General features: G+C 33.8%; 16 protein-coding genes. 6 read left to right on the top strand and 10 right to left on the bottom strand.

Annotated features, from left to right (window positions below):
* From PKC21_07495 to erpA, 3 genes are all read right to left on the bottom strand, one after another.
* Positions 1 to 687, bottom strand: a 687-nt coding sequence (locus tag PKC21_07495; GenBank protein HMR25180.1) for a TerC family protein, incomplete at its 3' end; no start/stop codon positions are given.
* A 145-nt stretch (positions 688 to 832) separates the two neighbouring features.
* The gene (gene grxD / locus PKC21_07490; GenBank protein ID HMR25179.1) at positions 833 to 1,138 is read right to left on the bottom strand and encodes a Grx4 family monothiol glutaredoxin; all 306 of its coding nucleotides are present in this window, start codon (positions 1,136 to 1,138) and stop codon (positions 833 to 835) included.
* Positions 1,139 to 1,332: 194 nt separating this feature from the next.
* Positions 1,333 to 1,656, bottom strand: coding sequence for an iron-sulfur cluster insertion protein ErpA (gene erpA / locus PKC21_07485; protein ID HMR25178.1), 324 nt, complete (start codon positions 1,654 to 1,656; stop codon positions 1,333 to 1,335).
* 182 nt (positions 1,657 to 1,838) lie between these two features.
* On the opposite strand from erpA, the gene PKC21_07480 reads away from it, so the two are divergent.
* A complete protein-coding gene (locus PKC21_07480) occupies positions 1,839 to 2,987 on the top strand; it encodes a P-loop NTPase (GenBank protein ID HMR25177.1) in 1,149 nt (382 codons plus the stop codon).
* Between the two features lie 77 nt (positions 2,988 to 3,064).
* Here the strand turns inward: PKC21_07480 and PKC21_07475 are convergent, their stop codons facing one another.
* The 3 genes from PKC21_07475 to PKC21_07465 all read right to left on the bottom strand — a co-directional run bounded on the left by PKC21_07475 (position 3,065) and on the right by PKC21_07465 (position 4,568).
* Positions 3,065 to 3,388: a hypothetical protein gene (locus PKC21_07475; protein ID HMR25176.1), complete on the bottom strand. Its 324-nt coding sequence runs from the start codon at positions 3,386 to 3,388 to the stop codon at positions 3,065 to 3,067.
* A 22-nt stretch (positions 3,389 to 3,410) separates the two neighbouring features.
* Entirely contained in the window at positions 3,411 to 3,878 is a 468-nt protein-coding gene (locus PKC21_07470; GenBank protein ID HMR25175.1) for a hypothetical protein, read from the bottom strand.
* A gap of 75 nt (positions 3,879 to 3,953) precedes the next feature.
* A complete protein-coding gene (locus tag PKC21_07465) occupies positions 3,954 to 4,568 on the bottom strand; it encodes a response regulator transcription factor (GenBank protein ID HMR25174.1) in 615 nt (204 codons plus the stop codon).
* A 33-nt stretch (positions 4,569 to 4,601) separates the two neighbouring features.
* Here PKC21_07465 and PKC21_07460 point away from each other — a divergent pair, with 33 nt between their 5' ends.
* A complete protein-coding gene (locus tag PKC21_07460) occupies positions 4,602 to 6,470 on the top strand; it encodes a PAS domain S-box protein (GenBank protein ID HMR25173.1) in 1,869 nt (622 codons plus the stop codon).
* On the opposite strand, the gene PKC21_07455 is transcribed toward PKC21_07460, so the two are convergent.
* The 3 genes from PKC21_07455 to PKC21_07445 all read right to left on the bottom strand — a co-directional run bounded on the left by PKC21_07455 (position 6,462) and on the right by PKC21_07445 (position 7,368).
* Complete coding sequence (locus PKC21_07455; GenBank protein ID HMR25172.1) at positions 6,462 to 6,740, bottom strand: hypothetical protein; 279 nt, start codon at positions 6,738 to 6,740, stop codon at positions 6,462 to 6,464. The genes PKC21_07460 and PKC21_07455 overlap by 9 nt on opposite strands.
* Positions 6,741 to 6,969: 229 nt before the next feature.
* On the bottom strand, positions 6,970 to 7,182 hold the full coding sequence (locus PKC21_07450) for a hypothetical protein (GenBank protein HMR25171.1): 213 nt from the start codon (positions 7,180 to 7,182) through the stop codon (positions 6,970 to 6,972).
* A gap of 24 nt (positions 7,183 to 7,206) precedes the next feature.
* A complete protein-coding gene (locus PKC21_07445) occupies positions 7,207 to 7,368 on the bottom strand; it encodes a DUF1328 domain-containing protein (protein HMR25170.1) in 162 nt (53 codons plus the stop codon).
* Positions 7,369 to 7,541: 173 nt separating this feature from the next.
* On the opposite strand from PKC21_07445, the gene PKC21_07440 reads away from it, so the two are divergent.
* From PKC21_07440 to PKC21_07430, 3 genes are all read left to right on the top strand, one after another.
* Entirely contained in the window at positions 7,542 to 7,988 is a 447-nt protein-coding gene (locus PKC21_07440; GenBank protein ID HMR25169.1) for a hemerythrin domain-containing protein, read from the top strand.
* An 83-nt stretch (positions 7,989 to 8,071) separates the two neighbouring features.
* Entirely contained in the window at positions 8,072 to 8,506 is a 435-nt protein-coding gene (locus PKC21_07435) for a DUF2383 domain-containing protein (GenBank protein HMR25168.1), read from the top strand.
* Positions 8,507 to 8,623: 117 nt separating this feature from the next.
* Entirely contained in the window at positions 8,624 to 10,180 is a 1,557-nt protein-coding gene (locus PKC21_07430; GenBank protein ID HMR25167.1) for a carbon-nitrogen hydrolase family protein, read from the top strand.
* Here the strand turns inward: PKC21_07430 and PKC21_07425 are convergent.
* Positions 10,177 to 10,812, bottom strand: coding sequence for a thiopurine S-methyltransferase (locus PKC21_07425; GenBank protein ID HMR25166.1), 636 nt, complete (start codon positions 10,810 to 10,812; stop codon positions 10,177 to 10,179). The two genes, PKC21_07430 and PKC21_07425, sit on opposite strands and share 4 nt — an antisense overlap.
* A 119-nt stretch (positions 10,813 to 10,931) precedes the next feature.
* Here PKC21_07425 and PKC21_07420 point away from each other — a divergent pair, with 119 nt between their 5' ends.
* On the top strand, positions 10,932 to 11,198 hold the full coding sequence (locus PKC21_07420) for a BolA/IbaG family iron-sulfur metabolism protein (protein ID HMR25165.1): 267 nt from the start codon (positions 10,932 to 10,934) through the stop codon (positions 11,196 to 11,198).
* The last annotated feature ends 1 nt before the right edge of the window (position 11,199 follow it).

The raw sequence follows: 11,199 nt of genomic DNA, 5'->3' as shown, positions 1-11,199 counted from the left end.
CAATCGTATACTTTCTTTCTCTCCATCCACCTTTATACGATTACTTCTTATTCTTAAATTAATCACTTCTACTGTGAGGGAGAAGGCCATGGCAAAATAAATATAGCCTTTGTTGATATGTTGGCCCATACCTTCTGCGGTGAGCAAAACACCTATTAAGATTAAAAAGCTTAAACTTAAAATTTTTAAACTGGGATAATTTTCTATCAATCTGGAAATATAACCAGAAAATGCAATCATCACACCCATTGCAATAACCACCGCTGTAATCATTATCCATACTTCTTTTACCATCCCCACCGCTGTAATCACTGAGTCTAAAGAAAATACAATATCCAAAAGTAATATCTGACCAATGATCCATGAAAAACTTTGTTTGATTTCTTTTTGAGTTACCGATTCATCTGTAGGTTCCATTTTTTCAACAATTTCATGCGTAGCCTTGGCAATTAAAAACAATCCACCCAATAACAAGATAAGATCACGTCCAGAAACTTCATATTCAAAAACTTTAAACAAAGGCGCCGTCAAACCCATGACCCAAGAAATAGCAAACAACAACGCTATTCTTACAAACATCGCCAAGGCTAAGCCAATAGTCCTAGCCTTAGCCCGTTCTTCTTTAGGTAAATGTCCTACTAAAATGGCAATAAAAATAATATTATCAATGCCCAGAACAATTTCCATGAACAACAGGGCCCCTAAACTGATCAGTGTTTCAAGCATGTATGCAAATGTAATAGATTTCTAAAACTTAAGCAAATTTACCTCAAAAGGTACGGCCTTACTTTTGAGATCCTAAAAGTAAGGCCGTACCTTTTGAGAACGGATATTACGCTAATTTTTTTTGTAGTTCGCCCGTGCCAAACATATCTCTGACGATATCACAGCCGCCGACAAACTCACCTTTGATATACAGTTGCGGAATGGTGGGCCAGTTTGAATATTCTTTTATTCCTTGTCTGACTTGTGGGTCTGACAAAACATCTATGCTTTGATACTCAACACCCGTTGCATTCAAGCACTCTACTGTTGCCGCTGAAAAACCACATTGTGGCATATCGGGCGTACCCTTCATAAATAAAACCACTGGATGTTTTTTTACAAAATCATCTATTTTTTGGTGCACTTCATTCATGTCCTTCTCCTTACATTTATACTTATACTAATTTTCATGTGATTTTGAAGAAAATACTATTTCTTCTTTTAACCTATCTTCTAGAAGTGAAAAGTTTTGTGCAGATCAAGGTGCACAGGAGTAAAAAAGCGCTGCATATGGAATATGCGTGAGCATTTTTTACAACTACCAACGCTGCGCAAAAATCTCCGCTTCTAAGCCATGCTGAATGATGAGCCACAACCACAAGTTGTCTTTGCATTTGGGTTGCGGACTACAAAACCAGCATTCATAAGACCTTCATTGTAATCAATAACTGAGGTTGCAATATAAGGGGCACTGATAGGGTCAATCAAGACTTTTAAGCCAGAAAATTCCATAATCATATCATCTTCAGCAACTTCATCCACACTAAAACCATACTGAAACCCAGAACATCCTCCGCCTTCAACATAAATACGCAAACCTTTTTCTTGGGTTTCTTGAGCAAGATATGTTTTACCTTTTTCTATGGCTGTATCTGTCAATTGTATTTCCATGTCTTCATCATCCTCTAAAGCTGTTTAAGTTTTTTTGATGCCTCATACCTTAAACCTTGCCTTACACTCATACCATGTTTATATGAATTGGCAAGCAAAGTAATAGGACTAATACAGTACTATTATAACATAAAACATTTCATTACTATACAGGTAGATAAATATTGTATATGCCTTATTTTATGGAAGAATTACCAAGCATTAGTGCTGGCGGTGGCCGCAAACAAGCAACCAGCCAAGGACACACTTCACAAAGCAACTTATCTCAAGTTAAATATATTGTTGCCGTATCCAGCGGGAAAGGTGGTGTGGGTAAATCTACAGTAACCGTAAACCTTGCTATGGCACTAAGTCGGATGGGAAACCGTGTTGGTGTTATGGATGCAGATGTCTACGGACCGTCCATTGCTAAAATGCTTAATGGTTTAATGGACCCAACGCAAGAAGGTTCCAAAATAAAACCTTTAGAACGCTATGGCTTAAAATTTATGTCCATGGCTGTTTTAACCCATGAAGATAGTCCGGTTATCTGGCGTGGACCCATGGCATCTAAATTAATTCAAACTTTTTTAACCCAAGTGGATTGGGGTGAATTAGACTACTTATTGATTGATCTTCCTCCAGGGACTGGGGACGTACAACTCACCCTTACGCAAATGGCTCCCTTAACTGGTGCAGTAGTTGTAACAACCCCTCAAGATGTCGCCATCAATGTGACCATGCGTGGCATAAGAATGTTTGACGAAGTGCAAGTCCCCATCATTGGTATTGTAGAAAACATGAGTGGTTTTGTTTGTAATCATTGTGGAGAAGAAACAGCCATCTTCAAAAAAGGCGGTGGTCAAGCAACAGCCAAACGTTTAGGCTACCCTTATTTGGGAGGCATTCCTTTAGATCCTAAATTGGCTTTATCTGCTGATGTAGGTTCTCCTTTAACAGAGGATGAACCGGGCTCAAGCAAAGTTGCACAAGCCTTTAAGACCATTGCTCAAAATGTAAACTCAACTGTAGAAAAACTTGCACAAGCAGAGGCTAAAAATACTATCAGCGCTACACAAATTGATAGCAAAGACAAACGAGTACACATCACTTGGAGTGATGGCGTAGAATCTCTTTTAGACTCAAAAGAGTTGCGTTACATGTGCGCTTGTGCCGTCTGTGTTGATGAAAACACAGGTAAACGCATCATTAAAATGGAAGACATCAAAGATGATATTTATCCTATGGGTTTTAGGCCTATTGGCAAATATGGCGTGCAAATTTCTTGGAGTGATGGCCATAATACGGGCATTTACACCTATGATAAACTGCGCCATTTTAGTAAAGATTGACCCATATAATTTTACAATAAAAAAGGCTACATGAAATTTGTAGCCTTTTTACATTATTATCGGATTGAGCAGACCGTTTACTTACCGCGTGTTACCAACATCCCAACAACAAAAGCTGCAGCCGACGCAATACCCACTGCTTTCCAGGGGTTTTCTTTGGTTTTTTGATCCACTTCATTTTTTAAATCAGTAACCTTTTTATTAACATGATTCACTGCTTGCATCATATCATCTTGTATTTGTGCAGCCTTATATTGTACTTTAGGTTTGATTTCATCAACAACGCTTTTTATTTCTTTGTATTCTTGTGAAATCATTTTTTGTATTTCATCTTTTTTCTCTTCTTTAGCCTCATTCAAAATATCTAATGCTTTTCTAATTGATGTCACTTTATTAGCCATTGCACTCTCCTTTTTTAAAAGTTTAATTATAATTTATTACTTTTTCATCATAGCTGCCACTAACCTTGGTTAGGGTTTTATTTAACTGATCAATGCTTAATAAGTGCTTTAAATACACACACATGTTCTCTATCTCATTTATATCGGTATCCATTGCTAAAACCCAATTGCTTGGCATAAGAACTCCATCCAACTCCACGTCTTGAGCCATAACCATGAGAGTGTAAACACCCTGTTTTTTTAATTGCTCAATGTGTTCTTTAACCAATTCATAAGACAATATGTCTTGGTCAATAAAAAACACTTCGGCATGGCAATCTGGATTTTGAAGTTCTTGACTATGTTCAATTCTTGATATGAGGTCATCATAACTTTTTTGAATAATTGAAAAATCATGCGCTTGAAATGCTTTTAACCATTGTTTTGAGCTTTTTTGACTAAGCCAAAACAAAACTTTATATTGATCATTGTTATTTTCATCACCTCTCATACTATTTAAGCTATTGTATAATAAGCAATTTTTATTGCCCACTAACCAAAGATAGTAAGCTTAAGGATACTTTTCTTATGTTGGAAAGATATAATTAAACAACTCTCCTCTACTTCCCACATTTGTTTTTTCAAAAATTTGATTGGTATAAAACTTAACTGTGGATACTGTTGTATCCATAACTTCAGCTATTTCTTTATTGGAAAGGCCTTTAAGAATAAGTCTTGCAAACTCTCTTTCTTTTTGCGTTAACCCTGAGCGATCAAAACAACGCTCTCTACGACCAATTAATCCTTTAGGGTTTTCCCACAGATCTTCTAAAACTTTTTTAAGTGTTTCAACCTCAAATGGCTTTTCCAAAATATGGTCTGCTCCTAAATTTAATCCTTGTTTTGCAATATTTAAATCCAAAGCCGAAGTAATAATAATAACTGGCAAACCTTTAGCACTAGCATATTCAACAACTTTTAAGCCATTGGGTTCATCTGAATCAAGATACATATCAGAAACTACAGCATGACTATCTCCCTGATCAATACACTCTACAGCTTCTTCATAACTGCTACATAAGACATGACTGATATTTTTTTTATTTAAATCTTTACCTAACTTTAAGGCTAATAACTCATCATCTTCTACAACAACAATTCTTCCTAAATAGGGTTTTTGATATGATTTAGACCTAGACATTGTTTTGTTATATAGTATTACACAAATAAAAACATGAAAAAAATATTAAAATCTGATGAGCAAAACAATGCTCTGTGGCTACAGTCATTTTTATCTTACGCCAATGACGCCTTCATTGTCTGCGACAAAAAATTTAACATTCTTTACGCCAACCCTAAAAGCTCAATGTTTATTGACAAAAAACCATCCGAGCTGATTGGATCTAATATAGAAGATTGTGGAATTTTTGGATCTTTGATTTCAACGCACCTATCAGATACCATCAAAAAAAATAAGGCTCAAAGTCATCACTACAGTTATACCAACAACAAAATTGAATTTATTGAAGTATCATACACCCCTATTCCTAATAAAAATTCAATTCAAGTTATACTGATCATAAGAAATATTACCAAAAAAAAACGTGCCTTACGTGAGTTAGAATTTGCTAATAAACGCTTAGAGATCCAAGCAAAAGCGTTACAGCACTATAATATTGTGAGTGAATCAGATTTATTTGGCAATATCCTTTATGCCAGTGAAAGCTTTTTAAAATTGTCTGGATTTACCATTGAAGATCTGCTTCATAAAAATTACAGAGATTTTAACTCTGGGCACCATGATTCTAAATTTTTTGAGACTTTATGGAAAACGATCATTGATGGCAAGGTTTGGTCCGGGTTAATTAAAAATAAATTTAAAAACAATAAAGTTGTTTGGTTAGAGACTATTATTTCACCTGTTCATGATAAAAAGGGAAAGATTATTAAATTTTTATGCATGCAACGTGATATCAGTGACCAGCAATTTCAATTTGAAGAAGGACAAGACTTTCTATTGCGTTTTAGAGAAGCTTTCATGCAAAGTCCAATTATTTTTATCTCATTAGACTTGGCCGGGAATATTCTTTTTACCAACCATTTCTTCTCTAATCTCGTTGGGCTTGAGCAAGAAGACTTAAAGAAAAAAAACTTTATAAATTTATTTATTGATTCAGAAGAGAAAAATGAAACCCAAAGAAAACTTTTATCCGTTATCTCCAAAAAAACCAGAGCAAAATCTTTTAAGACTAAAATTATTACATCAAAAAATGCTACGCATACTATTCAATGGAAAGCATCTGCAACAACAGACGGTTTAAATACAGTCAATGGACTTACATTAATTGGTGAAAACATCACTCAAAAAAACATTCAAAAAAATAAGCTTTCTTTTTTAGAAAAAAACCTAGCTCAGCAACAAAAGAAAACCTTTAGTTTTATCACTCATCAACTTAAGGGAGGTTTAAATAGCATTGATGCTGGCCTTGATCTTCTTGCTGACTTTGATGCCATCAAAGGTCACAAAGAAAGTTTAAATATTACACTAAAAATTAAAGATAGAGTCAAGAAACTTAAAATACTTAATCATAAGTTTTTAGAAACTTTAAAAAACACCAACAAAGATTTAGTGATCCATAAACAAAAATTTGATATTTACCCTATTATCAAAGAAGCTTTAAAAGAAAATATTTTTAAATCTAAGACCAATGCTGATTTCACTATTGATTTTAAACCAGCCTGTTATTCCATTCATGCTGACCCTTTTATTTTCAAAGAAATACTCAATAACCTTATCAATAACTCTTTAAAATATGCTAAAAATGAACAAGCCATAATAAAAGTTACAGCCCATCCACAGGAACATAATTTTATTCTCTGCTTATCTGATGACGGCAAAGGCATGACTCAAGAACAAGCCAGTAAAGCCTTTATCATGTTTGAAAGAGGGGATTCAAAGAAAAAAGGTCATGGTATTGGTCTACAGTTTTGTCAGGACATGATGAAAAAACACAGAGGAAAAATATGGTTAGAAACTGAACTTAATGTAGGTACTAGCGTTTTTTTATGCTTCCCCAATAAAACAAAAAGTATTTCAGATTAAACTTTTTTTTTCTGCTGTTTTATCTAACCATTTTTGAATATCTTTAAGTTCACCTTCAAAATTTTCTTCAGGCAATGGAAAGATTTTAGTTAGTTTTGGTGTAATACTAGGGCAGTTTTTTAAATCTGAAGTCTTTTGATCTAAGACATTAATAAAAGCACACTCCATGTCATAAATATCAGTACTTAATAAGGCCTCTAATGTAGTATAAAATTTATCAGAAGTTGGGGAACCCTTGGTAAAAAAAAGTTGATACATAGACTTACTCATTTAACTTTATGAGTATTATGTTTTCTATGCTTTAGCAACTTAAAAAGTGATGACGTAATAAGGAGTTGATTTTTCAACTGTTATTTAAAAAAATTTAAAATTCTAAGAGAATATCAGCATATCTATGTCTTTGTTATTATATACTTTTTAATTTTTTTTAATTTTTGCATTTAAATGTATAGGCAAGTGATTTTTTCTCTCCTGCCTATACCTATATCAGAGAAGATGCTTAGTTAGTAGCATCGTCAATTTCGTCTTTGACTTCTTCGGTTGCATCACCAATTTCATCGCTAACTTCTTCTCCAGCTTCTTCAAGATTATCTTTAGTGTTTTCAACTGCGTCACCCACTTTATCCCCCATGGTTTCATTTTTTGATGGGCATGCAGATACAAACATAGCTAAAACCAAACACAACATTGCTAATAATTTTTTATTTAACATTTTTCATCTCCTATTTTTTATATTCTATTTTTTAACCAAATTCATAATTGCTGACAGCGCAAACGCTACCAAAAACACAAAGAAAATGATCTTTGCTATTCCAGCAGAGGCTCCAGCAATTCCGCCGAATCCTAACACAGCTGCTATCAAAGCAATAATTAAAAATGTAACTACCCAATTAAGCATAATAATCTCTCTTTCTAGCTTTTTAGCTAAGCTAACTTTATCTTTTTAAAAAAATATTAAACCTAACTTTGGTTAATAAAATCTATCTATAGTTAGTAACAATGATTTTTTATAGATCGTATATTGATTTTCATTCATACCAAATACCAATATTAAAAATAGAAAGGAAAATCATGAATATATTTGAATCTCTTAGAAAAGACCATGATTTGCAGAGAAAACTTATTGATCAGCTTAGTAAAACATCGGGTGACAGCAAAGTTAGAGAAAAAATATTTTCTCAATTAAAACTTGAGCTTTCTCGTCATGCAAAATGTGAAGAGCGTTTTTTTTATAATCCACTAATAAAACATGATCAAACACAAGAACTTTCACGCCATAGTATAGCCGAACATAAAGAAATTGATGACTATTTAGAAATCTTGGAAAATACTAACTTTGATTCTCCAGCTTGGTTAAAAACTTTAAAAAACTTAAAGCATCGACTACTTCATCACTTGGATGAAGAGGAACATGAATTTTTTCAACAAGCAGGAAAAGTATTAAACAACAATCAAAAAGAAAATCTTGCAGAAAAATATGAAAATTTAATGATACAATCTTCAACAGAAGTATCATAAAATTCATAACTAAAGTTAGGTTTAATCTTGATTAAAATAAAATATCCTCCGTCACGAAACAATTATAAAGAAAGGATATAAAAATGAATGAAAAAATAATTGATAATTTAAATGAAATTTTAAGAGGTGAACGTTCCGCGCTAGAAACCTATGTACAAGTTTTATCTAATACATCAAACGAATCCCCAAAAACAAATAGTCTTATGCGCTCAAAAGCAGAGCATATTGAAGCTGTGCAAACTTTAAAAAATGAAATCAGTGCGCTAGGAGGGGAACCATCAGAAGATAGTGGCGCATGGGGATCTTGGGCAAAAACAATAACTGGTACTGCACATATATTTGGTGACAAAGCTGCACTAAAGGCTCTAAAAGAAGGAGAAGAACACGGCTTAAAGCTCTATCAAAATTTAAAGAATGAATTCCCAAATCATCAATTAACCGCTAAAATGGTTAATAAATTTATTCCTCATCAACTTGAGCACATAAACCGAATCAACGCTTGTCTTGAAGATTTATAGTCTTTTAGTCAGCGAATGATGCCTCTGTAACAAAAAAAGGAGATTGATTTATTTAATCTCCTTTTTTTTGTTACTTATTCCATAGAGTTAATACAAAAATAATGTTAAAAAAATTTAATGAAAAAAAATCGCGATCTCATAGAAATAAAAAATCCAACCTTTGAAGACATCCCAGGTATTATTAGTTTGTTAAAAAAAGTATACCCCGATGATAATGAAACCTATTCCAAAGAGGCTCTTCATAGTCAAATTAAACGTTTTCAAGATGGTTGTTTCATTGTAACTCTCAATAAAACCATTGTTGCCTACTCAGCAAGTCTTATCATAGACGAAAAAATTGCCCTAAGTCGTCATACCTGGGATGAAATCACTACCAATGGCTATGCTTCAAGACACAGAGCAAATGGACATTATCTCTATGGTTATGAAACCTGTGTTGATCCTCAAGTTCGTGGAAAACGAATTGGTTTAAGAATTTATAATGCAAGAAAAAAGCTGGTTAACTATTTAAAGCTTAAAGGTATCGTTTTTGGTGGCCGCATACCCAACTACTATAAGCATTTTAAGAAAGTTTCTTCTGTAAAAGAATACATAAAAAAGGTCCAAGATAAAAGCATTAAAGATCCAACCTTAGGGTTTCATCTTAGGCGTGGCTTTGAAATTATAGGTGTTTTAAAAAATTACTTGCCAGATGACAAAGAAAGTTTGGGTTATGCCATACATTTAAAATGGGATAACCCTCACTATACTGCTATCAAACCTTCTAAATCACAACAACCCTTAAAACAAAATTCAGTTCGCATTGTTAGTGTGCAATATCAACAGCGCCCCGTTAAAAGTTTTAAAGAATTTTCTCAAATTGTAGAATATTATGTTGATGTTGCAGGTGATTATCGAGCTGATTTTTTACTTTTTCCAGAACTGTTTACCATGCAGTTACTTTCAATAGATAATGAAGAAGTAAGCCCTGATATTGCTGTAAGAAAAATGACCAAGTACACGCAAGGCATTAAAGATATGTTTTGTAGTTTGGCCATTAAATACAATGTCAATATCATTGCTGGTTCTCACCCAACCAAAGTAGGTGATAAAATCAGAAATGTTTCCTATGTATGCCTTAGGGATGGTCAACTGCATGAACAAGCCAAGATACACCCTACGCCTGATGAAAAATATTGGTGGAAAATAGAAGGTGGAGACACTGTCAGGGCAATAGACACGGATTGCGGACCCATTGGTGTTTTAATTTGTTATGACAGTGAATTTCCTGAACTGGCAAGACATTTAGCCAATCAAGGTATTCACTTTTTATTTGTTCCATTTTTAACCGACAACCGACAAGCCTATTGTCGCGTTAAATATTGCTGCCAGGCCAGAGCCATTGAAAATCAAATTTATGTTGCCATGGCTGGCAATGTGGGCAATTTACCTAGGGTGAAAAACATTGATATTCAATACGCACAAAGCTGTATTTTAACCCCATGCGATTTTCCATTTGCTAGAGATGGTATTGCTGCTGAAGCAACACCTAATGTTGAAACGGTTTCTATTGCTGATTTAAGAGTTGATACACTACTTGAAGCCAGAGAAAATGGTGCCGTACAAAACTTAAAAGACCGCCGGCATGATTTATATTCAGTGACTTGGAAAAAAAAATCTGGAAAAGGTTTTTAGTGTCTATAAAAAAAGTACACACTGGTATCTGGAGCGTCCTTTTTCTTAAAACGTTCAACCTTAAGCTTGTTCCAAAAGTTTTGATAGAGATCTTTAATTTCTTGTTCTTTAACAGAAAATGGAGGGCCGGACTTTTCATCATTTAATTTTTCCATGCAAATGCACAACATATGCTTTGCTTGTGGCGTTATTTTTAGCAGTTGTTTTGCATAAACTTTTCTCAAGTTTTCATCCAAAGCAATCAAAGCGGCTCTATCATAAATCCAATCTATTTGATTCATAAAATCTTTTTGATCTAATTCGAAAAAACTTTTTTTTAGAATTTGTATCTTATCTGTATGATAAGATTGACCCCCATTAATAGAAGTAAGTTCATAGGCTAAGTTGTTTTCCATAAAAAAAGCTTTAATGGCTTGCTCCGATACCTCAATGCCAGTCACTTTAAATCCTTGTTGTTTTAGCCAAAGCATATCTAGACTTTTGCCACATAATGGAACAAGAACATGCTGCCCTAGCTTTTGTTGGTGCTGCTTAACATAGTCTTGCAAATTTTGATTAATATTTTTCTGGTGAAAGCCTATGTTATTATTTGCCCAACGTTGATGCCATAGCGTTAAATCTTGTTTAACCATAAAATTAAGCTACTTATTTTTTTTAGCCTAGGCAAGATTTTATCTTAAACCTAAACTTATCGCTTTTGAAGGTGACCTTCTTTTCTTATTCAAGTATATTACCCAGTATGCTTGAACAAATGGATAAAATCTTACAAGATCACTTTAATATTCATCATATTACTTTAGAAGATCAAGGCTACTTTCATCGTGGCCATCACCCAGATAGAAAAGGCGGTCATTACGCCATCACCTTGGTATCCAATGACTTTATTGAGCTAAATACAATAAAACGGCACCAAAAAGTTTATAATGCATTAAACATGCCTAACAATCAGAACATACATGCCTTAACTTTAAACACGCTAACCATTGATGAATGGCAGAGCAAACAAGCCAAGGATTAAT

The sequence above is a fragment of the Oligoflexia bacterium genome (genome assembly GCA_035326705.1).
Taxonomy (GTDB): Bacteria; Bdellovibrionota_G; JALEGL01; order JALEGL01; family JALEGL01; genus JALEGL01.
The sequence above is the reverse complement of the archived record's forward strand: the minus strand, read 5'-3'. Positions and strand labels throughout refer to the sequence as shown.